Source organism: Leisingera sp. ANG-M7 (assembly GCF_000813965.1).
In the GTDB taxonomy this organism is placed as follows: Bacteria; Pseudomonadota; Alphaproteobacteria; order Rhodobacterales; family Rhodobacteraceae; genus Leisingera.
On the sequence record NZ_JWLI01000004.1, the window covers coordinates 57,085 to 78,197 of the forward strand.

The following is a 21,113-nucleotide window of genomic DNA, read 5'->3' on the forward strand; positions in this document are numbered from 1 at the left end:
ATTTGCAGGCCGCAGCCGCGCAAAAATTGCCGCAGCGCGCGGTCTGCCGTTGAACCCGGCTGCGGGCATACCTATCCTGATTGCATCGCAAATTTTCCAGACAAGGAATTCGTCCATGACAGAGCAAACCCCGCACCCGATGTCCCCGCAGGACTGCCTGGTGGCGCTGATGGTGGCGGTATCTGCCTCGGACGAGAACATCCGCACCGCCGAACTGGTCAAGATCCAGTCGGCAGTGAACATGCTGCCGGTGTTTGCCGATTATGACATCGACCGGGTGGCCCGCATTTCCCGCACCGTGTTCGACCTGTTCGAGCAGGAGGACGGTCTGGAGGCGCTGTTCGGCCTGATCCGCGGCGACCTGCCGGAGCGGTTGTTTGAGACGGCCTATGCGCTGTCCTGCGATGTGGCGGCGGCTGACGGGGTGCTGGGCGAGACCGAGCTGGAGTTCCTGGCAGAGGTCCGTTACGAGCTGAATATCGACCGGCTGCACGCCGCCGCGATCGAGCGCGGCGCGCGGGCGCGGCACATGGTCTAACGCCAGTAGTTGACGCAGCTTCCCTTGCCTGCCGCGCATGGCGGGGTTGCACAACGCAGGCTTGCAGAAAATTTGACCGGCTCCCATTTCGCGCTAGTTCGACGCGTGTTGGGAATCGGTTCATGGTCAGGTGGCAAAGAGACATTGGTGAAATCCGCAGGCTTCTGCTCGAAATAGAGGGCGGGAGGGAAGCGTTCTGCGCCCTGCCGCGCTCTTCTGCCGAAGCGATGATGCTGCCCGCGGAGGAGTGCCTGCCCGACGCCGAAGCGCGCAAGCTGTCCTATCACCTGAGCCTGCTGGAAAGCGCCGGGCTGGCCCGGTTCAGCAGGCTGTCCAATGGCAACTGGCATGTGCGCGGCCTGACCTGGAGCGGTCATGAGCTGCTCGACAACATCCGCCGCGACGACATCTGGGAGGCGGTGCGGGAACGCCACCGCCAGTTGGGCGGTTTCAGCATGGAAATCTTCAGCGAGCTGGCCAAGGACATCATGCGCTGCGAGGCAGGCAGGCTGCAGCCGTCCGGCACCTGAGCAAGCTTTTTCCGGGGACCCCGGCCGGCGCAGACCCGCCCCGCGCCGGCCGTATCACATCAGGACAATGCCAGTATGCGGGCCGGCCCGCCGGAGCCGCCGCGGTGCGCAGGCGCCCCCACGAATAGACGCGCGCCGCTGGCGGGAACCTGATCCAGATTGGCCAGGTTTTCGATCCCGTAACGGTTCTGCGGCAGCCAGGCGTAATGGGTGGCGAAATCCGTGGACGGGCCGTGATCCAGCGACAGCGTATCCACCGCCAGCGCCACGGCGCCGGTCTCCAGGAGCATCTGCGCCGCTTCCACATGGAAGCCGGGGAAATGCATCACGCCCTCCTCGTCGGCATTGCGGAAGCCGTCGCTGCCGGTTTTGCCGCTCCAGCCGGAGTGCATCGCCACGCAGGCGCCGTCCGGGATATCGCCATGCTCGGCGGTCCAGGCCTTGATGTCATCCGGTGTCACCTGGGCATGCGGGCTTTCCGCGGCCCGGGCGGCAATGTCGATCACACAGAGCGGGCAGATCAGGTTCTGCACCGGGATTTCATTCACCGCCTGCCCATCGGCCGAGAAATGCAGCGGCGCGTCGATATGGGTGCCGGTATGCTCGTTCAGGGTCAGATTGAACAGGTTGAAACCGTTGTCCTTGAAATTGAAGGCCTGGGTGATCTCCACCCCGGGCTGGCCGAAATAGGTCGGGAAATCGGCGTCGTAGGCATGGGTCATGTCCACCACCCCGCCGTGCGCCATGGCGGCAGCGGGGGCAGAGGCGCCCGCCCCAAGGGCGGCACCGGCGGCTGCGGCGGCACTCGCCTTGAACAGCGACCGGCGCGACAGCATCCGGTCCTTGACGGCATTCATTACGCAATGGTCACACATGGGCTTCTCCCTGGCTGGCGCCGCCTTGCTGGCGGCTGCATTGGCAGGAAACTAGCCTGAGTTGTGCAATGTCAAACCTCTGCGCGCTCCCCCGGCTTCACGTCTGCGCCAGACCGGTCACCGGTAGAGCGCGGAATTGAGGTAGCGCAGGCCGGTGTCGATCACCACGGTGACCACCCGCCTGCCCGGCCCCAGTTCGCGCGCGCGCTGCAGCGCCGCCCAGATATTGGCGCCGGAGGTGATACCGCCCAAGAGCCCCTCCTGCTGCGCCAGCATACGGGCACCAGCAAAGGCGTCCTCGTCCCGGACCGGCACCACATCGTCAATCAGGTCGCGGCGCAGGATCTTGGGCAGAAAGGACAGGCCGATCCCCTCCAGCTGATGGGTGCCGCTGGTGTCGCCGCCGGACAGGTTGCGCACGTGGTAAGGTTCGATGGCAATGATGCGGGTTTCGGGGTTCACCTCCTTCAGCACCTCGGCATTGCCGGAGATGCAGCCGCCGCCGCCGGTTGCCATCACGAATTCATCTACCGGGGCACCCAGCTGCACCAGGATCTCTTGCGCCATGCCGTGGTAGCCGCGCTTGTTGTCCATGTTGTTCACCTGATCGGTCCAGAAGACCCCCGGTTCAGCCGCCAGTTCCCTGGCCCGCGCGATGGTGCGGTCGATCACGCTGGCGGTCAGGATGCCGCCCTCGGCGTGAATGATTTCCACCTCGGCGCCATAAGCGCGCATGGTCTGCAGCTTCTCCTCTGAAAATGCATTGGAGGAGACGAAATGCGCCTTGTAGCCGCGGGTGGCGCAGACCATCGCCAGCGAGCTGCCGGTGCTGCCGCCGGTGTATTCCACCACCCTGCCGCCGGGCTTCAGCTCGCCGCGCCGCTCCGCCCCTTCGATCATCGACAGCGCCATCCGGTCTTTCATGCTGCCGGTGGGGTTGGCACCCTCCCATTTCACCCAGACCTCGGCCATGTCCGGGGTGGTCAGATGCTTCAATTGAACAAGCGGCGTGTTTCCAATGGCTTTCATGCGGCGGGTCTCCCTGGCTGCGCGACTCACTTTCAAAATTAAAGTGACTATGCGGCAGTGGCTTTCATTTTAAAAGTCTATTAATGTGGCTGGACCAGGATCCTCAGGAGACGTGCCTTGACCCAGCCGCAGACCAAGTACCGCTCGCGCTGCTCGATAGCCCGGACGCTGGACGTTCTGGGGGACAAATGGACGCTTCTGGTGGTGCGCGACCTGATGTGGCACGGCAAGCATACGTTCCAGGAGCTGCAGGCAAGCGAGGAGCATATCGCCGCCAACCTCCTGTCAGAGCGGCTGAAGCGGCTGATGGCGCTGGGGCTGGTGGCGCGCGAAGCCTATCAGGACCGGCCGGTGCGCTACCGCTATGCCCTGACGGAGGCGGGCCGCAGCCTGGAGGGGCTGCTGCTGCAGATCATGGGCTGGGGCCACGCGCACCTGGGCGGCGGGCTGTACGACCCGCAGGCCGGGCGGACAGTGGCGGATGCTACCCCCGATGGGCCGCAATAAGCTTGCTTAGGCTCTGTTTCTGCTGCCCCTCAGCGTCGAAATTGCCGGGATCGAGCCATTCGGCATAAGCCGCCTCCAGCCGCGGCCATTCGCTGTCCAGCACCGCATACCAGGCGGTGTCGCGGTTGCGCCCCTTATAGACGACGGCCTGGCGGAACAGCCCTTCATAGGTGAAACCCAGCCGCTCCGCCGCCCGGCAGGAAGGCGCGTTCAAGGCGTCGCATTTCCATTCATAGCGGCGGTAGCCCAGGTCATTGAACACCCGCGCCATCATCAGGAACATCGCCTCGGTCGCGGCGGGCGTGCGCTGCAGGGACGGCGCATAGGTGATGCCGCCGACCTCGATCACGCCGTGTTCGGGCTTGATCCGCATATAGCTGGCCACCCCTTCGGCCCGGCCGCTGGCGCCGTTGACGATGGCAAAATAGGGCTGCGCATCAACACCGCTGGCACCCTGGATCCAGGCGCGCAGTTCGGTTTCGGTGCCAAACGGCCCCCAGGGGATATAGGTCCAGATCGCGCCGCTGGGGTCCTGGCAGAAGGCGGCAAAAAGGTCCGCAGTGTGGCGGGCGGCGTCCAGCGGCTCCACCCGGCAATAGCGGCCTGTCAACCCGTCGTGGCCGGGAAGGCGCGCGCCCTGCCAATCCGGCAGCGGGGCACCGATAGGCTGTCCGTGGTCATTGATACGCTCAGTCATGGTCTGGTCCTTTGCACTCCGGACAGGCAGATGCCGCGCCACCGGTCTGCCTGCGAACTGGCCCGCAAGAAACGTCCAGTATCAGGAAAAACTGCCAGACCAGTCAGAGCCTAACTGCCGTAAACCGCGCCCCAGCGTTCGATCAGCTGCTGCTGCAGCTGTTTGGCGCGGCGGTTCCAGCTCTTGGCGCCCTGTGGACGCTCGCGCTGTGCCCGGGTCAGGCGGCCCCTGGTCTTCTGATCCGCACTGAAGATGGCAAAGGCCAGCACGGTCCCATCTGCCGCGGTCATGAAACCGCCCAGGCCGGAAACAAAGTTCAGCGTTCCGGTCTTGGCCGCGACCTTGATCGGGTGCCCCTTGATGATGCGGCCCTTGGCGTCACGCATCTGGAAAGATTTCAAGAGCGGTTTCAGCTGGCCCGCCTTGTAGGCCGCCACCAGCGCACCGGTCAGATCCGCCGGTGTCATCCGGGAATCTTCGCCAAGTCCGGAATGATCCACCAGCCGGCTGCCGGACATGCCGTATTTGCCCGCAGCCCAGCGGCTCATCTCCGCGGCGGACGCCTTGAGCGACGCCGGACGGCCTGCGCGGGCAGCGGTGGCGGACATGCCGATCATCTCTGCCATCAGGTTGTTGGAGTATTTCAGCATCGCCTTCAGCAGCACATCCAGCGGCGGGCTGTGGTGCTGGGCCAGCAGGGTGGCTGAGGGCAGTGTGCGGGTTGCCTTGGGCTTTGGCAGCTTGATGCCATTGGCGCGCGCCATGGTGCGGAACACGTCCCCTGCATAGGCCGCAGGGTTGCGCACCGGCAGCCAGCGGGACCCGCCCTTGCCCAGCGCCTTGGAGGCGACGGTCCAGTGGTCCACTCCGCCCTTCTCAGCATAGGTATAGACCGGCACTGCGCGCGACTGGATCGCCATCCGGGCGGTCGCCACCTCGGGGCGGTATTTCTCGGTGCGGGCGTCCATGGTGATCGCCCAGCCGCCGCTGGCGGCGCGCTTCCATTCGAAATGCACCCGGTTGAAGTTCAGCGAGATGCCGGAAACCGCAGGGGAATAGCCGACATGATCGGGCTGGTCCGGGTCGATGGTTTTAACGCTGGGCAGCGCGCCGTCCCAGACCAGAAACTTGCCGCGCACCTCGCGCACGCCGGCGGTCTTCAGCGACTTTGCCAGCAGCGCCAGGTGATCGGTGTTCAAGAGCGGGTCGCCGCCGCCCGCCAGGATCAGGTCGCCGTTCACAACGCCGCCCGCGACACCGCCAGTGGCCAGGATGCGGGTCTCAAACCGGTGGTCCGCCCCCAGCACGTCCAGCGCATAAAGCGCGGTCAGCGCCTTGGCGACGCTGGCAGGCGGCAGCGCCTGGGTGCCGCCGGAGGATTCCAGCACTTGGCCGGTCTTCACATCCGCCACCGCGCAAACAGCCTCGCCCCTGAGGCCCGCGCGTTCAATCAGCGCCTTAAGGCCATCGGCCCCCGCCGCCAGCGAGCTGACCTTGCGGGCAACAGGCCGCAATGAGACCGCCGGTGCATTGGCCAGCGCAGAGGAGCCCGCCAAAGCGGCAAGCCCGGAAAGGAGGAATGTCCGGCGTGAAGTCATCTTGTTCATTTTTAGGGTCAGGAGCGGCTCTACTTCAATCCCCGATACGCAGCTTTGCGCCGCAAGGTCCGGGCTTTTTCACACGGGCAAGTCCTGCTACCGCTGGCAGCCATGTTTCAGGCACTACTCCTCATGTTCGCGGCCATGTCAATGATCCCCGCTGGCGACCTGTGCGGGAAGCTGCTGACCGGCGCCGGGCTGGCCACGCCCGCCTTTGTCGCCTGGTCCCGCTTTGCCATCGGCACCGCGCTGATCCTGCCCTTTGTGCCGCGCCGGGCGTACTCCCTGCTGGGGGACTGGCGGCTGTGGCTGCGGGCCGGGCTGCTGACCGGCGGCATCTTCTCGATCCAGCTGGCGCTGCAGACAGAACCGCTGGCCAATGTCTTTGCCGCCTTCTTCATCGGGCCGGTGGTCAGCTATGTGCTGTCGGTGCTGCTGTTGCGCGAGCAGGCAACGGCGCTGCGCAGCCTGCTGATGGCGCTGGGGTTCCTGGGTGTGCTGATGGTGGTGCGGCCGGGGTTTGGCGGCTCTTTGAACCTGCTCTGGGCGGTGCTGGCGGGCTGTTTCTATGGCGGCTTCCTGACCAGCTCACGCTGGCTGGCCCATGTCGGCACGCCGCTGGAGCTGAGCCTGACGCAGCTTCTCCTGTCAGCCCTGCTGATGCTGCCGCTGGGCCTCGCCAGCCTGCCCGAGTTCACCCCCTCCACCGCCGCGCTGACGGTGGGGAGCGCGGCGTTCTCGATGATGGGCAACCTGCTGTTGCTGTTTGCCTATGGCCGGGTGCAGGCGGTGAAGCTGGCGCCGATGGTCTATTTCCAGCTGGTCGCCGCTGTGGGCCTGGGCTGGGCGGTGTTCAGCCAGCTGCCGGATGCCTGGACCTGGGCCGGGCTGGCGGTGGTGCTGTCGGCCGGGCTGGCCTCAGCCGCCCTCCGCCGCTGACCAGCTGCCGCCGTCGCGCAGCGCGGTGGAGCTGACGTCCACCATCGGCAGATTGACGAAACACCAGGCCGGGCTTTCGGCCAGTGCCAGCAGCTGGCTTTCGCTGCCTTTCAGCATCGCATGGCGGTAGATCCGCGCCGCCGGGGAAAACCGGGCCGAGATCCGGTCGCCGGGACGTGCCAGCACCCCCACCGGCACCGTGTCCAGGATCTGCTGCCAGTCCTTCCAGCGGTGGAAATGGGTGAGGTTGTCGGCCCCCATCAGCCAGACAAAGCGCACGCCGGGATGGCGGCGGCGCAGGTGGCGCAGGGTCTGGGCGGTGTAGCGGGTGCCAAGGTCCGCCTCGATGCCGCTGATATGGATGCGGGGGTGCTGCACCAGCGCCTCTGCCGCAGCGATCCTGCGCGCGAGCGGCGCGGGCTGGCGAGTCTTCAGCGGGTTGCCGGGCGACACCAGCCAGAACAGGTGATCGAGTCCGAAGCGCTTGAGCGCCGCGTGGGAAATCGCCGCATGGCCGCGATGCGGTGGATCAAAGGACCCCCCGAGCAGCCCGACGCTCTGGCCCGGGCGGATATGCGGCAGCTTGCAAACCATGAGCGCCTTGATGCGCATAGTTTTCTGCTGAGATCAATTGCCGACGGCACCGGCGGCGCACAACCCTGCGCAGATTGCCTGAAACGCCGCTTTGGGTGTAGAATTTTTTTGCGCGGGCAGTGTTTCCGGCCCGCAAATTCCAATGTGCGAGTTCACCATGGCTGCCAAGCTTTCCGCCTCCGTCGGGCGCAAGGGCAAGAACCTGCCCGAAGACGTCAAAACCGTTCAACAGCTGCTGAATGCCTTTGCCGGCCAGTCCGGGATCAAGAAGGTCAAGGCCGACGGCACCCCGTCGCCGGTGCTGGAGAAGATGATCGGCCAGTTCCAGCAGGAGATCTGCGGCTTCAAGCCCGACTGCCGCATCGACCCCGGCAAGACCACCATCAAGAAGCTGAACGCAGGCCCCGGCAAGGCCAAGGCCGAGAAGAAAGCCAAGGAAAAGCAGGACGAAAAGGCCAAAGAGGACGCCAAGGCCAAGGCAGTGAAGGCCGCCAAGGACGCGCTGGTCAAGGAGGCCAAGGCCAAGTCCCTGGACCAGGGCGGCTGGGCCGCGCTGCTGGAGGAAATCGAGGACTATGCCACCTCGCTCTACGACAGCTATTTCGCCAAGGGCGAGAAAAAGGGCGAGGATCCGCAGAAAGCTGCCAAGCAAGCGGCAGAGAAAGCCGCTAAGGAAGCGCAGAAGAAGGCCGCGGAAAACGTCATCAAGACCGTGGACACCGGCGGTCTGTGCAAGCCGGGCCGCCTAACGGGAAAGACGCAAGGGGTGAAGAAGAAGATCCTCGATGTGCTTTACGAGGTCTCCTCCCACTACGGCGAGACCATCCATGTGGTCTCCGGCCTGCGCGACAAGAAAGGCCAGGCCAGCGCCATGTACGGCGGCTGGAACAGCCACCTGAAGCGCGGCAAGATCTATTCCTACCTCAAGAGCAACGAGGAACTGCGGCTGGAGCTGGACGGGTTTGTGCAGGCGGGGGACAAGAAGGGCTTCATTGCGTGCATGTTCAAAAAGGCCAACTGGAAATACATCTCCCGCCACCTGTCGGGCCAGGCTGTGGATGTGACCACCCGCACCGACCCCAAGATCATCAGCGCGCTGTCCACCTGCCTGCGCTACCTGGCGGAACGCAACAGCGAAGGCATCAAGTGCCATCACTTCGACAACCGCAAACTGATCTACCCGGTGCCGGACAATATCAAGAAGAAGTGGAAGATGTGAGGGGAACCCTCTGCAGGACGCGAGGGACGGGAAGAGATCGGACCTTGCCATCCCCTAGGGTTCGGCGTTCGATGCACGCATTGAGTGCAAAGAGCGGAGACCACAATGCGCCTGACTGTGCCGGAGCCGAAGATTGAGTTGTATAAAGATGGTTTTGCCAAGCACGACCAGCTGAACCGGAAAGAGACCGGAGACAAACTGTCGGGTCTGGTCGAACGCATCGACGACCCGCTGGTGATCGCGCTGGACGGCGCCTGGGGCTCGGGCAAGTCATTCTTTCTGAAATGCTGGGTTGGGGAGCATCTGAAACGGCCGGGAAACACCACCCAAACCGTCTATTTCGATGCGTTCCAGCATGATTTTCTGGATGACCCGCTGATTGCGCTGACCGGGGCGATTGCCGAGCGGTTCCGTGATCCAGAAGCGGAGAAGCAGGAGACCGATCAGGCGAAAGCCTCCGCCCGCAGATCGAAACTGAAGAAATCAGCCTGGGCGGTCAGCAAAGCTGCGGGACGAATTGGCCTCTCCGCTGTTACCTTCGGCGCCACCGAAATCCTGAGCGGCATGGGCGACGAGATCGCCAAAGCCGCAAGCGATGAAGCCAAGGCCTTTCTCAGCAGCGACGCGGGCGACGATGAAGCCGAGAAATTCTGGAACGCCCACGACGCCCGGATTGCCGCGATGGAAGCGTTTCGCCTGGCCCTGACCGAACTGACGGAGCCTGACGACGCTGGCGAGCCGCAGCGCAAGCTGGTCATTGTCATCGACGAGCTGGACCGGTGCCGCCCGGACTACGCGCTGTCGCTGCTGGAGATCATCAAACATTTCTTCTCCGTGGACGGCGTGCATTTTGTGCTGGGGGTGAATCTGACGGAGCTGCAGAATTCGGTGCGGGCGCGGTATGGGAGCGGGGTGGATGCGGCGAAGTACCTTCAGAAATTCATTTCTATAACCGCTCCACTGCGAGGTTCAAAACCACGAAATAGGCACAGCTCTATTATCACAAAGCATTTTGACTATGTTGCCAGCGAGCTAGGAGCAATGCACACTTGGCAATATGATTGGCTACGTGACTACTTGGTTGTTGTGGATCATCATGTTGACTTGAGCCTTAGAGATGTCGAGAAAATTGGTGCATTGATTCAGGTATGCCCTACTTCCTACTTGCGACATGATGGGCATCTCCACCTTTTCTCTTCGCTTACTATTCTCTCTGTAGCGGCCCCCAGTCTCTTCAAAAAAGCCCGTTCCGGCGAACTCACTTATGGTGAGGTTCAATCTATTTTTGATTTTCCAAGTCCAAGTAATTTTCATGATCATATGGAATATGCGGCGGTTTGTTGGAAGTTGGCGACAAAGCGTCGATCAGGTGAACAAATACCAATGAATTATTTTGACCAATCAGAACGCTTGTTTCAAAAGCTATCCCCACAGGATGAACTCAGAAACATTATTTCCAATTGCTTCTACACATTTAGGCTGCCCAGCGAGTGAATTATCTCAATTGCCCTTGCACATCACAGGTAGCGCCCGAACCACCCCTCGGTTCGGACGCGGGGTGCGTGGCAGCCATCGAAGCACAAACTCTGGCCCGGGCCGTGCCGCTGCGCACCACGTCCCAGGCGGCTCTTTGCAGCAGATCTGAACCCACTCAAACGGCATCACCCGGTGCACAGGGGGTGTACAGGGGGTGCACGCCTGGCACCCCCTCGCGCAGGCCTGCTTCCCGCATTGCCCCGCTGCCGCCCATCCGCTATCACTCCCGCCAGCGAATTTCCCCCTTAACGGAGCGAGCACATGGCCTCCTACCAGTACGTCTACCACATGCAGGGTGTCTCCAAGACCTACCCGGGTGGCAAGAAATGCTTTGAAAACATCCACCTCTCCTTCCTGCCCGGCGTGAAGATCGGTGTGGTCGGCGTCAACGGCGCCGGTAAGTCCACGCTGATGAAGATTATGGCCGGCCTCGACAAGGATTTCACCGGCGAGGCCTGGGCCGCGGAAGGCGCCAAGGTCGGCTACCTGCCGCAGGAGCCGCAGCTGGATGAGAGCCTCAGCGTGCGCGAAAACGTCATGCTGGGCGTCAAGGAGAAGAAGGAGAAGGTCGACCGCTTCAACCAGATCGCGGTGGAAATGGCCGAGAACTACACCGATGAGCTGATGGCCGAGATGACCGAGCTGCAGGACGCCATCGATGCGGAAAACCTGTGGGATCTGGACAGCCAGGTCGACGTGTCGATGGAAGCGCTGCGCTGCCCGCCGGATGATGCGCCGATCAAGGATCTGTCGGGCGGTGAACGCCGCCGCGTCGCGCTGTGCAAGCTGCTCTTGGAAGCGCCCGACATGCTGCTCCTTGACGAACCGACCAACCACCTGGACGCCGAGACCATCGCCTGGCTGCAGCAGCACCTGATCGACTATAAGGGCACCATCCTCTGTGTGACCCACGACCGTTACTTCCTGGATGACATCACCGGCTGGATCCTGGAGCTCGACCGCGGCCGCGGCATTCCCTACGAGGGCAACTACTCCGCCTGGCTGGAGCAGAAGGCGAAGCGCCTGGCGCAGGAAGCCCGCGAGGACAAAGCCAAGCAGAAAACACTGGAACGCGAGCTGGAATGGATGCAGCAGGGCCAGAAAGCCCGCCAGGCGAAATCCAAGGCGCGTATTGCCGCCTATAACGAGATGGCCAGCCAGTCCGAACGCGAGAAGGTCGGCCGCGCCCAGATCGTGATCCCGAACGGCCCGCGCCTCGGCTCCAAGGTGATCGAGGTCACTGGCCTCGCCAAACACTTTGGCGACAAGCAGCTGATCGAGGGCCTGGAGTTCTCGCTGCCGCCGGGCGGCATTGTCGGCGTGATCGGGCCCAACGGCGCTGGTAAATCGACCCTGTTCAAGATGCTGACCGGGCAGGAGCAGCCCGATTCCGGCACCGTGGAATACGGCGACACGGTGAAGCTCAGCTATGTCGACCAGTCGCGCGATGACCTGAAGGATAATGAAACCGTCTGGGAAGCGATCTCCGGCGGCGCCGAGATCATCGAACTGGGCGACGCGCAGGTCAATTCCCGCGCCTATTGCTCCTCCTTCAACTTCAAGGGCGGCGACCAGCAGAAACCGCTGAGCCTGCTGTCCGGCGGTGAGCGCAACCGCGTCCACATGGCGCGGCTGTTGAAAGAAGGCGGCAACGTGCTGCTGCTCGACGAACCAACCAACGACCTGGACGTGGAAACCCTGCGGGCGCTGGAAGACGCCCTCGTAGATTTCGCCGGCTGCGCCGTGGTGATCTCGCACGACCGTTTCTTCCTCGACCGGATCTGCACCCATATCCTGGCCTTTGAGGGCGACGCGCATGTGGAGTGGTTCGAGGGCAACTTCGAGGACTATGAGGAGGACAAGAAGCGCCGCCTGGGTCCCGACGCACTGGAGCCCAAGCGGTTGAAGCACAAGAAGTTTGTGCGGTGACGGATTGGCTTCCACTTTTGGGAGCCTTTGGTCTGGTTTCCGTGGTGACAGCCACTATTCAAAGTTGGCTGTCATCACGAACCAAGGCTCAAGAGCGAAGCTTTCGCGAGTGCAAAGAAGCCTACGTCGGACTTCTAGAAGCATATCACCGGGCTGCGGTGGACGGAAAAGATGAAGCCGCGAAAAACTTTGCCTAGTGGCAGATGCGATGTGAAGTCGTAGGACCTCAGACGGTCAGAGATCCCATTAACGAAGTCATAGCGTCAAGCGCAGACCGTAAAGGCGGATCTCGCGCTCACGAAAAGCTGAAGTCTTCGATTAGAAGAGATCTGGGCATTACTTCAGAATAGGCTCAACACAAGGTCCGAGCCCGACCCCAGGAGGGCGCGACCCGTGCCGCCGCGCACCACGTCCCAAGAGGTCAATGCCTTACAGTTTCGCCTTTTCCCTGCTCTGCGTTATCATCGCGTCAGGCGCCCGGCGCGCCTTGTATTGATTGAAGCGTTGAAAAGGATCTCCCCATGCCCCTGAAACCGGAAGACGTGAAGGCGCAGGTCGAAGCGCTGAAGGGCAAGAAGGCCAAGCGCAAGCGGCTGAAGACGGAACCGGAGGGCACCAAAGGCCGGAAGCTGCCCGGCGTTGTGCGCAAGGGGCTGGAGGCGCATTTCTCCAAGGCGAAGCTCGCCAAGGTGCAGGTGCATGTGGGCGGCAACGCCAAGGACGTATGCAAGGAGCTGAAGGCCAAGGCGTTCACCTATGGCAACGATATCTACTTCATGAAACCGGGTGATGCCAAGAACCCGGAACTGCTGGTGCATGAACTGGCGCATGTGCTGCAGCAGGGCAAGGGGCGGATGCCCAAGGCCAAGGACGGGGTGGCGCTGACCTCGAAATAGGGTCTGTGTTCCAATTATTTACGCAGGATTGCCGGCATCCCCGGAAAATTAACCTTTTGATAACACTCCTGACCGGATGATGGGTGCAGGAGCAGCCGGGCACCGGGTCCGTGCTGCGTGGGGTAATGGGGACGTCATGGCCTGGGCAGGTGTTTTTCTGGGTATGGTTGCGGGTCTGTGCGCCGCAGTGATGGGTTACGCCTTTGCCGGGCTGCCCTGGTGGGCCTGTTTTCTGATCTATCCGGCTGCAGGGACTGTCGTGACCTTGCTGGCAACCGCCATCCTCTATTGGCTCAGCGAGGCGGCGGGACATGATGGCGGGATGCCCCCCGGCGGTCAGCTGGCCGCCGCCTGAACCGGGCGGCACCGCCTCCGCAGAAGCAGCCTGATGAACTACCCTTGACGTAGCTGGCCGCGCAACTTTCGCCCTAAGGTGTCATTTGCAGAGTTGCCAGCCTGTGTGCTGCGTCCTACCTTTTGCAGGAGGGGACTATGGGGGGAAGGGCTGTATGGCCTGGTTCAGCGCGTTATTCGGTGCTTTGGGCGGCCTTGTGCTGGCTGCTGGCGCCGGCCTGATCGCTGGCTGGCCGGTGTGGCTGATTGCGCTCCTCTACCCTGTTGCCGCCGCAGTTCTGATGCTTGGGATGCTTGCAGTCCAGCTATGGCGCAGCGGCAGTCCTCACAGCCCGGAGCAAGGCACCGGCGCCAGCCAGGGCCGCGGCCCCGAAGTGCGCCCCGGCCAACAGCCTGGGCAGTTCTGAAAGGGCTTGCCCGCAGGTTCAGCCGCGCAGCCAGCTGATGATCTGCCCTGAGCGCATCGCGCCGGCCTGGCGTTTCTTTTCCTTGCCGCGTTCAAAGGCAATCAGTGCCGGGATGCCGCGGATACGGTAGCGGGCGCCGGTTGACTGATGGTGCTGAGTGTTGAGCTTGACCAGCCGCGCGCGGCCTGCCAGGGCCTTGGCCGCCTTGGCAAATTCCGGCGCCATCATCCGGCAGGGGCCGCACCAGGGCGCCCAGAAATCCGCCACCAGCAGCACATCATCATTCTGCAGTGCCTTTTGCAGCGTGGCCGGATCCACGTCCACAGGCCTGGAAGGCATCAGCGCGGCGCCGCAGCTGCCGCATTTCGGGCCGCTGCCCAGCTTCTCCTCCGGCACCCGGTTCAGCTGGGTGCAGGTCAGGCAGGTCAGGGTCTTGGCGCCCATGATGGCTCCTCCGACTGTGTCTTGCCCGGCAGATACCGCCGCACACAGGGCGTCGGCAAGGGCAAGCCCGGCAGCTGAGGTCAGAATGTCAGCTTGGCTCCGACAATAAATGTATCCGACCGGACCGCGGAATCCGCCGTGATGGTCGGCAGGATCAGCGGCACGAACCGGTCGTTGTACAGGTATTCCACCCCTAGCTTCACATGCTCTGCGACCTCGACTTCGAGCCCGAAAATCACTTGGTCCATTCTTTCCCATTCGGTGCCCTCCGCACCCTGCACACCGCGGCTGGCGGCAACTGACCAGGTGGCCGACTTGCCGAACAGCTCTGACCGGTAGCGCCCCTGCAGCGTCAGCGCACGAACCCGGTGGCCGGTGGCAGGCCAGACATCCTCGGTCCGGGTGAATTCCGCCATCACGTCAAAATCGCGCCCGCTGAGGGTGGCATTCAGGTTCCAGGCGCCGTTCCAGCCGCGGTCGATGCCCTGGCTGGGCGGATGGTGCGCGATGACGCTGTCATAGATGGTGCCGCGCAGATAGCCCGCACCGAGCCGCACGCGCATGTCCTGCCCGGCGTCAAAACTGTGGGCGGCATTGAAAGCAAAGTTGTCCCAGCCGCCGTCATTGCCGGGGCTGCTGATCACCCGCAGACCGCGATGGTTGCGGATCAGGGAGAACGCCAGTTCGGTGCGGGTCGTGACATAGCCCAGCTCAACCAGCGGGTCATCGACCTGAGACCAGAAATAGTGATTGCTGTGACTATGGGTGAACGGCGCGTAGGTGGCGAAATTTCCGAAGTTCACGGTTTTTCGCCCCGCTGCCAGATAGAACGGCGACCGGCTGAGATCACCCACAGCAATCCAGTATTTGCGCAGCTGGGTTTCATCCTGGCCGGGGTACTCGATTTCGGTGTATTCGCCCTGCACAAAGGCCGTGACCATCGGCAGTGCCAGCGTCGCATTCAGCGAGATTTCATTGATCACGTCGTATGTGTCGGAAAACCCTTTGGTATGCGTCGGCGGCAGCCGCGACAGGATCGGGAACTTGCCCGGGGTATTGGTTTCCTCATGGATCACCGTGCCAAGGAAACGGCCGCCGATGTACAGGCGGTAAGGATCCAACACGTCACTCTGGCGGGCACGCAAGGCAGTCGCGATCTTATTGGTCACTTCCTCCTGCCGGTCGAACATCCGTTCGGAGTAGCGCAGATCGGTGCCAAGGAAGCCCGTCCCGTCCTGAGCGACGGCAGCAAGCGGTGCCGACGCCAAAACAATCGCCGCCCCAAGAGCGCGCAGCAGAAAAGAATACCCCATAACAAAAACTCCTGAAAAACCCCGTCCCTCTGCAGGGCTTTTCAGCACGCCTGACGGGAATGCATGCCCTTGTTCACAAAGCTATCACGGTTTTGTGATCCGGCAAGGCTGCGGCGCCTTGAGCCCTCTTGACGCCTGTTCCCGCGGCTTTCAGACTGGGCAGGACAATCCAATAGACCAGTGAGGGTTTCATGATTTCCCGACGCAATTTACTGGCCGTAACTGCCGCCACCGCTCTGCCGCTGCCTGCGCTGGCCCGCAAGAAGGATCCCGCGCCTTTTGACCCCACCCCGAAGGAGGTGCGCATCCGCAAGGATTTTGCCCCCGGCCAGATCCTTGTTCTGCCGCGGTCCTATTACCTCTACTTCGTGACCGACAAGCGCAAGGCGATGCGCTATGGCGTCGGCGTCGGCAAGGCGGGGCTGGAATTCACCGGCAAGGCTGTGATCGAGCGCAAGAAGGAATGGCCGACCTGGCGCCCCACCGACGAGATGATCGAGCGCGACCCGCGGGCCTATGCCAAGTTCATTGACAACGAGTACATCCAGCCCGGCGGGCCGGACAATCCGCTGGGCGCGCGGGCGCTGTACCTGTTCCAGAACGGAATCGACACATACTTCCGCATCCACGGCACCAACCAGCCGCAGACCATCGGCCATTCGGTGTCAAACGGCTGCATCCGGATGCTGAATGAACATGTGGTGGACCTGTACGCGCGGGTGCCGCTGGGCACAGTGGTGACTGTGCTATAGGCGCACAACTGACGGTCATTAGGCGCTCTACCGCCGGAATCTGGCCCGGAACCCCGCGTCACAGCGCATTTTTCTTGCGCTAAGGGGATTCGTACCCAATTCTGTCACGGCAATGTTACGCGGATGCCATCACTGTCCCCATTACGGCACGGTGATGATCATCCGAAAACCTTGCCGGACTGCCGCATAAGCGGGCAGAGAACTGAGACGACTTAGGAGTACACGACGATGGCCACTGGCACCGTCAAATGGTTCAACACCACCAAAGGCTACGGCTTTATTGCACCCGAAGATGGCGGCAAGGACATTTTTGTCCATATTTCCGCAGTTGAGCGTTCCGGCCTTACCGGCCTGGCGGACAATCAGAAAGTGACCTATGAGCTGCGCGCGGGCCGCGACGGCCGCGAATCCGCAGTGGATATCGCGCTGGTCTCCTGATCCTCTGATCTGCACCGAAAGTTTCAAACAGCCCTGACGGCCGGGGCTGTTTTCAGCGGTCTATGGCCGCAACCAGCTGCAGGGCAGCCGGGCCGATAGCGGCCACGTTCAGCGCAACGCCCTGGGCGTTGGGGTGGATACCGTCGTCCTGCATAAAGCTCTGCGCCGCAGCCGGGTCGTTCCCGGCCGCTGCCGCGATGCCGGCAAAGGCGTCCGGATGCAGCACCGCGCCGTACTCCGACGCAAGTTCCGGGTAAATCGCGTCAAAGGCCTGTTTATACTCCGGGCCGTAGTTGCGCGGTGCCTTCATGCCGATCAGCAGGACTTTTATGCCCTTACTCTGAGCTGATTGCAGGATCTGTTCGAGATTGCCGCGCGCTTCCTGCGGATCCAGCCCGCGCAGCATGTCGTTGCCGCCCAGCAGCACGATCAAACAGTCGGGGTTGTCCGACAGGGTCCACTCAGCGCGCTCTGCCCCGCCGGCGGTGGTATCGCCGGAAACGCCCGCGTTTTGCAGCATTACCTCAGCACCGTTTTCATTCATCCAGCGTTCCAGTTGCGGAACCAGCCCTTGGCCCTGCGGCAGCCCGTAGCCCTGCACAAGGCTGTCGCCAAGCGCTGTAATCCGCAACGGTTCCGCCCATGCGGCGCCCGTAAAAACCAGCAAACTCAGCAGTGCCAATGTCTTGCGCATCGCGGCAAACACTCCATATCGGTTAGGTGCATTCTACAGGCAGGCCCGATGACCGATCAAAACAGCCCCGTTCTGCATCTCTTAGATGCGAGTTTGACCCTGAATAGCAATACCGGCCCCGTAGAGATTTTGCACGGCATCTCGCTGGACGTGCGGCAGGGGGAAACGCTGGGACTGGTCGGGCCGTCCGGGTCGGGCAAGTCATCCCTGCTGATGCTGATGGGCGGGCTGGAGCAGGCGACCGGCGGCACGGTGAGCGCCCTGGGCCAGGACCTGACCGCGATGGATGAAGACGCGCTGGCACGGTTCCGGCGCAACAACATGGGGGTGGTGTTCCAAAGCTTTCACCTGATCCCGACCATGACCGCGCTGGAAAACGTGGCCACACCGCTGGAGCTGGCAGGCGTCAAGGATGCCTTTGGCCGCGCACAGGCGGAGCTGGAAGCGGTTGGCCTCGGCCACCGGGCGGGCCATTTTCCGGCGCAGATGTCAGGCGGCGAGCAGCAGAGGGTGGCGCTGGCGCGCGCCTTGGCGCCGCGGCCTGCGATCCTGCTGGCCGATGAGCCCACCGGCAACCTGGATGAGGCCAATGGCGCCGCGGTGATGGACCTGCTGTTCGGGCTGCGCGACCGTTATGGCGCAACGCTGGTGATGGTGACCCACGCGCCGGAATTGGCAGCGCGCTGCGACCGGGTGGTGCGGCTGCGCGACGGCCGGGTGGATGACGCCGCGGCGCGCGAGGCTGCGGAATGAATGCTGTGGGCTTCCGCCTTGCCTGGCGTTTTGCCCTGCGCGAGCTGCGCGGCGGCCTGAAGGGGTTCCGCATTTTCCTGGCCTGCCTGGCGCTGGGGGTCGGAGTGATTGCCGCCATCGGCTCCATCCGCGCCTCCATCGAAACCGGGCTGGAGCGCGAGGGCGCCACCATCCTGGGCGGCGATGCGGAGCTGAACTTCACCTACCGTTTCGCCACAGAAGAAGAGCGCGCCTGGCTGAACCGGACAGCGCTGCGCCACTCCGAGATTGCAGAGTTTCGCTCCATGGCGACAGTGGGCGAGGAACGCGGGCTGACCCAGGTAAAGGCGGTGGATGGTCTCTATCCCTTGAAGGGGGAGATGCAGCTGGAGCCGGAGATGCCTTTGGAGACCGCCCTGGCAGGCGCGGACGGGTTGCCCGGCGGGGTGATGGACCGGGTGCTGGCAGACCGCTTAGGCCTGCAGCCGGGGGATACCTTCCGGCTTGGCACCCAAGATTTCCGGCTGATGGCGATGATCGCGCTGGAACCGGATGCAGCCGCCTCCGGTTTTGAGCTGGGGCCGCGCACGATGGTGCGGACAGCAGACCTGGGAGACTCCGGTCTTCTGGAACCCGGCACCATATTTGACACCAAGTACCGGATGGAGCTGCCTGCTGGCAGTGACCTGACCGCCCTGCAGGCAGAGGCCGAAGGGCTGTTTGAAACCACCGGCATGCGTTGGCGCGATGCACGGAACGGCGCTCCGGGGATCACCTCTTTTGTCGAGCGGCTGGGCGGGTTCCTGGTGCTGGTGGGGCTTTCCGGCCTGGCGGTGGGCGGGGTCGGTGTCTCTGCAGCCGTGCGCGCCTATCTGGCGACCAAGACCGCAACCATCGCAACCCTGCGCACGCTGGGGGCGGAGCGGCAGACAATCTTCCTGACCTATTTCCTGCAGATCGGCGCGCTAACGATGGTGGGCGTGGGCATCGGGCTGGTTCTGGGTGGGCTGGGGCCCGTCCTGCTGGGGCCGCTGATTGCGGCGCAGCTGCCGTTCCCGGCGGTGTTTTCGCTTTACCCCTCTGCCTTGGCGGAAGCCGCGGTCTACGGCGTGCTCACGGCCTTCATCTTTGCCCTGTGGCCTCTGGCCCGCGCTGAACGGATCCGCGCGGCCTCGCTGTTCCGGGATGCCTTTGCCAGCCGCACAAGGCTGCCCGCGCCGCGCTATCTGCTGGCAACCGGGGCGGCGCTGGCGGCGCTGGTCGGGCTGGCGGCCTGGTTCAGCGGCTCAGCCCAGCTGACGCTGTGGACCGCCGGCGGGCTGATGGGGGCGCTGATGGTGCTGCTGATTGCAGCGCTGGCAATCGGTTTCCTGGCGCGCCGCGGCACCCGGGCGTCGCGCGGGCACCCTGCCCTGCGGTGGGCGCTCTCATCCATCGGCAGCGCGCGTGATGGCGCGGTGCCTGCGGTTCTGGCGCTCGGTCTGGGCCTGACGGTGCTGGCTGCCATCGGCCAGATCGACGGCAACATGCGCCGGGCGATTGCGGGCAATCTGCCGGATGTGGCGCCGAGCTATTTCTTTGTCGATATCCAGCGCAGCCAGATGCCCGCCTTCCTGGAGCGGGTGGAGAACGATCCCTCCGTCACCCGGGTGGAAAACGCGCCAATGCTGCGCGGGGTGCTGACCCGGATCAACGGACAGCCTGCGACAGAGGTTGCGGGCGACCACTGGGTGGTGCGCGGCGACCGCGGCATCACCTATGCCGCCGCCCAGCCGGAGGCGACGGAGGTCACGGCGGGCAAGTGGTGGCCAGAGGACTACTCCGGTGATCCGCAGATCAGCTTTGCCGCCGAGGAGGCGGAGGAACTGGGGCTGAAGCTGGGCGATACGCTGACGCTGAATATCCTGGGACGCGATATCACGGGCACGATCACCAGCTTCCGCAACGTGGATTTCTCCACTGCGGGCATGGGATTTGTGATGGTGCTGAACGAGGCCGCACTGGCGGGCGCGCCGCATAGTTTCATCGCCACTGTCTATGCCGAGGAGCAGGCGGAGGCGGCAATCCTGCGCGATCTGGCGCGGGAGATGCCGAATATCACCGCAATCCGGATGCGCGATGCCATTGACCGGGTGTCGGACATCCTGCGGCAGCTGGCGGCGGCCACCGCCTATGGCGCGGCGGCGACGCTTCTGACCGGGTTCCTGGTATTGCTGGGTACTGCAGCGGCGGGGGAGCCCGCCCGGCGGTACGAGGCGGCGCTGCTTAAAACCTTGGGGGCTCCGCGCAAACAGATCCTGGCAAGCTTTGCGCTGCGCTCTGCCCTGCTGGGCGCGGCGGCTGGGCTGGTTGCCTTGGCGGCGGGTATTGCCGGGGCCTGGGCCATCAACGCCTATGTGTTCGAGACCAGCTATGCGGTGATCTGGCCGAACGCGCTGCTTGTGATTTCAGGCGGGGTGCTGACAACGCTGCTGGCCGGGCTGGCCTTTGCCCTGCGACCGCTCGCAGCCAAACCGGCCCGCATTCTGCGCGCCCGGGAATAAGAAAGAGAACTGCGGCGGCCTGCCTTAGCGGGCGCCGCAGGAGACCGGTTGCAGGATCCGCATCAGGTCGTGGTTGTCGCAAACCAGCGATTCCAGCGAGATATCGTCCAGCGAGGTGTAGAAGGCCTGAGCTGCATCCGCCAGCGCCACCTTGAGGCGGCAGGCCGAGGCCAGCGGGCAGGTGTTGTCCGCGTCAGCAAAGCATTCCACCATCGGCAGGTTGCCTTCGACATCGCGGAACACATCGCCGATTCGGATCTCTGCGGCGTTCTTCCCCAGGTTCATACCGCCGTTGCGGCCGCGCTGGGTTGCAAGATAGCCCAGCTGACTCAGCTGATTGATCACCTGTGCCAGGTGGTTTTCCGAGATATTACAGCACTCTGCAATCTCAGCCTTGGTCACCAGGCGGTCTTCATGCGCGGCGCAGTACATCAGCAGCCGCACGGCGATGTTGGTCCTTTTGGTAATGCGCATGGGGTGCTCCCGAAGCTAGATTGCATAGCTTATTGCACAAGCCGCCAAAAAGCGGTTTGACATACATCAATAAGC

Annotated in this window: 23 protein-coding genes; 14 read left to right on the top strand and 9 right to left on the bottom strand. The window is 63.4% G+C overall.

Annotation, left to right across the window (positions count from 1 at the left end; genetic code table 11):
* Nucleotides 1-115: 115 nt before the first annotated feature.
* Together RA26_RS04770 and RA26_RS04775 are read left to right on the top strand one after the other, a co-directional pair.
* Nucleotides 116-538, top strand: coding sequence for a tellurite resistance TerB family protein (locus RA26_RS04770; protein ID WP_029204852.1), 423 nt, complete (start codon nucleotides 116-118; stop codon nucleotides 536-538).
* Nucleotides 539-660: 122 nt separating this feature from the next.
* A complete protein-coding gene (locus tag RA26_RS04775) occupies nucleotides 661-1,068 on the top strand; it encodes a DUF2513 domain-containing protein (RefSeq protein ID WP_082015759.1) in 408 nt (135 codons plus the stop codon).
* Between the two features lie 59 nt (nucleotides 1,069-1,127).
* On the opposite strand, the gene RA26_RS04780 is transcribed toward RA26_RS04775, so the two are convergent.
* Both RA26_RS04780 and RA26_RS04785 read right to left on the bottom strand, forming a co-directional pair.
* Nucleotides 1,128-1,943, bottom strand: coding sequence for a cyclase family protein (locus tag RA26_RS04780; protein ID WP_039180675.1), 816 nt, complete (start codon nucleotides 1,941-1,943; stop codon nucleotides 1,128-1,130).
* A gap of 117 nt (nucleotides 1,944-2,060) precedes the next feature.
* Complete coding sequence (locus RA26_RS04785) at nucleotides 2,061-2,972, bottom strand: PLP-dependent cysteine synthase family protein (protein ID WP_039180678.1); 912 nt, start codon at nucleotides 2,970-2,972, stop codon at nucleotides 2,061-2,063.
* A gap of 117 nt (nucleotides 2,973-3,089) precedes the next feature.
* Here RA26_RS04785 and RA26_RS04790 point away from each other — a divergent pair, with 117 nt between their 5' ends.
* Nucleotides 3,090-3,479: a winged helix-turn-helix transcriptional regulator gene (locus tag RA26_RS04790; RefSeq protein WP_039180681.1), complete on the top strand. Its 390-nt coding sequence runs from the start codon at nucleotides 3,090-3,092 to the stop codon at nucleotides 3,477-3,479.
* Here RA26_RS04790 and RA26_RS04795 read toward each other — a convergent pair.
* The gene (locus RA26_RS04795) at nucleotides 3,457-4,176 is read right to left on the bottom strand and encodes a GNAT family N-acetyltransferase (RefSeq protein ID WP_039180683.1); all 720 of its coding nucleotides are present in this window, start codon (nucleotides 4,174-4,176) and stop codon (nucleotides 3,457-3,459) included. The genes RA26_RS04790 and RA26_RS04795 overlap by 23 nt on opposite strands.
* Nucleotides 4,177-4,286: 110 nt before the next feature.
* Nucleotides 4,287-5,774, bottom strand: coding sequence for a D-alanyl-D-alanine carboxypeptidase/D-alanyl-D-alanine endopeptidase (gene dacB, locus RA26_RS04800; protein WP_082015766.1), 1,488 nt, complete (start codon nucleotides 5,772-5,774; stop codon nucleotides 4,287-4,289).
* A gap of 111 nt (nucleotides 5,775-5,885) precedes the next feature.
* On the opposite strand from dacB, the gene RA26_RS04805 reads away from it, so the two are divergent.
* Nucleotides 5,886-6,713, top strand: a complete 828-nt coding sequence (locus tag RA26_RS04805; RefSeq protein WP_039180689.1) for a DMT family transporter — start codon at nucleotides 5,886-5,888, stop codon at nucleotides 6,711-6,713.
* Here RA26_RS04805 and RA26_RS04810 read toward each other — a convergent pair.
* A complete protein-coding gene (locus tag RA26_RS04810) occupies nucleotides 6,693-7,325 on the bottom strand; it encodes a nicotinate-nucleotide adenylyltransferase (RefSeq protein ID WP_082015760.1) in 633 nt (210 codons plus the stop codon). The genes RA26_RS04805 and RA26_RS04810 overlap by 21 nt on opposite strands.
* A 139-nt stretch (nucleotides 7,326-7,464) precedes the next feature.
* On the opposite strand from RA26_RS04810, the gene RA26_RS22605 reads away from it, so the two are divergent.
* From RA26_RS22605 to RA26_RS04840, 6 genes are all read left to right on the top strand, one after another.
* Nucleotides 7,465-8,526 carry a peptidoglycan-binding domain-containing protein gene (locus tag RA26_RS22605; protein WP_152612564.1) on the top strand — a complete coding sequence of 354 codons (1,062 nt, stop codon included), beginning with the start codon at nucleotides 7,465-7,467 and terminating at the stop codon, nucleotides 8,524-8,526.
* Nucleotides 8,527-8,631: 105 nt separating this feature from the next.
* Nucleotides 8,632-10,020, top strand: a complete 1,389-nt coding sequence (locus tag RA26_RS04820) for a KAP family P-loop NTPase fold protein (RefSeq protein WP_039180693.1) — start codon at nucleotides 8,632-8,634, stop codon at nucleotides 10,018-10,020.
* 303 nt (nucleotides 10,021-10,323) lie between these two features.
* Nucleotides 10,324-11,991, top strand: coding sequence for an energy-dependent translational throttle protein EttA (gene ettA, locus RA26_RS04825; protein WP_039180696.1), 1,668 nt, complete (start codon nucleotides 10,324-10,326; stop codon nucleotides 11,989-11,991).
* 521 nt (nucleotides 11,992-12,512) lie between these two features.
* Nucleotides 12,513-12,887, top strand: coding sequence for an eCIS core domain-containing protein (locus RA26_RS04830; RefSeq protein ID WP_039180699.1), 375 nt, complete (start codon nucleotides 12,513-12,515; stop codon nucleotides 12,885-12,887).
* 136 nt (nucleotides 12,888-13,023) lie between these two features.
* A complete protein-coding gene (locus tag RA26_RS04835; RefSeq protein WP_039181026.1) occupies nucleotides 13,024-13,242 on the top strand; it encodes a hypothetical protein in 219 nt (72 codons plus the stop codon).
* A 154-nt stretch (nucleotides 13,243-13,396) separates the two neighbouring features.
* Nucleotides 13,397-13,648: a hypothetical protein gene (locus RA26_RS04840; protein WP_039180700.1), complete on the top strand. Its 252-nt coding sequence runs from the start codon at nucleotides 13,397-13,399 to the stop codon at nucleotides 13,646-13,648.
* An 18-nt stretch (nucleotides 13,649-13,666) separates the two neighbouring features.
* Here the strand turns inward: RA26_RS04840 and trxC are convergent, their stop codons facing one another.
* Both trxC and RA26_RS04850 read right to left on the bottom strand, forming a co-directional pair.
* Complete coding sequence (gene trxC, locus RA26_RS04845; protein ID WP_039180703.1) at nucleotides 13,667-14,092, bottom strand: thioredoxin TrxC; 426 nt, start codon at nucleotides 14,090-14,092, stop codon at nucleotides 13,667-13,669.
* A gap of 80 nt (nucleotides 14,093-14,172) precedes the next feature.
* On the bottom strand, nucleotides 14,173-15,405 hold the full coding sequence (locus RA26_RS04850; protein ID WP_039180706.1) for a hypothetical protein: 1,233 nt from the start codon (nucleotides 15,403-15,405) through the stop codon (nucleotides 14,173-14,175).
* Nucleotides 15,406-15,596: 191 nt separating this feature from the next.
* On the opposite strand from RA26_RS04850, the gene RA26_RS04855 reads away from it, so the two are divergent.
* A complete protein-coding gene (locus RA26_RS04855; protein WP_039180710.1) occupies nucleotides 15,597-16,157 on the top strand; it encodes a L,D-transpeptidase in 561 nt (186 codons plus the stop codon).
* Between the two features lie 228 nt (nucleotides 16,158-16,385).
* Entirely contained in the window at nucleotides 16,386-16,595 is a 210-nt protein-coding gene (locus RA26_RS04860; RefSeq protein ID WP_008557431.1) for a cold-shock protein, read from the top strand.
* 52 nt (nucleotides 16,596-16,647) lie between these two features.
* Here RA26_RS04860 and RA26_RS04865 read toward each other — a convergent pair whose 3' ends face one another.
* Nucleotides 16,648-17,289: an arylesterase gene (locus RA26_RS04865; protein ID WP_039180712.1), complete on the bottom strand. Its 642-nt coding sequence runs from the start codon at nucleotides 17,287-17,289 to the stop codon at nucleotides 16,648-16,650.
* Nucleotides 17,290-17,337: 48 nt separating this feature from the next.
* On the opposite strand from RA26_RS04865, the gene RA26_RS04870 reads away from it, so the two are divergent.
* The gene (locus RA26_RS04870; RefSeq protein WP_039180715.1) at nucleotides 17,338-18,042 is read left to right on the top strand and encodes an ABC transporter ATP-binding protein; all 705 of its coding nucleotides are present in this window, start codon (nucleotides 17,338-17,340) and stop codon (nucleotides 18,040-18,042) included.
* The gene (locus tag RA26_RS04875; RefSeq protein WP_039180716.1) at nucleotides 18,039-20,564 is read left to right on the top strand and encodes an ABC transporter permease; all 2,526 of its coding nucleotides are present in this window, start codon (nucleotides 18,039-18,041) and stop codon (nucleotides 20,562-20,564) included. Before RA26_RS04870 ends, RA26_RS04875 begins: the two co-directional genes overlap by 4 nt.
* A 24-nt stretch (nucleotides 20,565-20,588) precedes the next feature.
* Here RA26_RS04875 and RA26_RS04880 read toward each other — a convergent pair whose 3' ends face one another.
* Nucleotides 20,589-21,038 carry an RrF2 family transcriptional regulator gene (locus RA26_RS04880; protein WP_019297740.1) on the bottom strand — a complete coding sequence of 150 codons (450 nt, stop codon included), beginning with the start codon at nucleotides 21,036-21,038 and terminating at the stop codon, nucleotides 20,589-20,591.
* Nucleotides 21,039-21,113 lie beyond the last annotated feature (75 nt).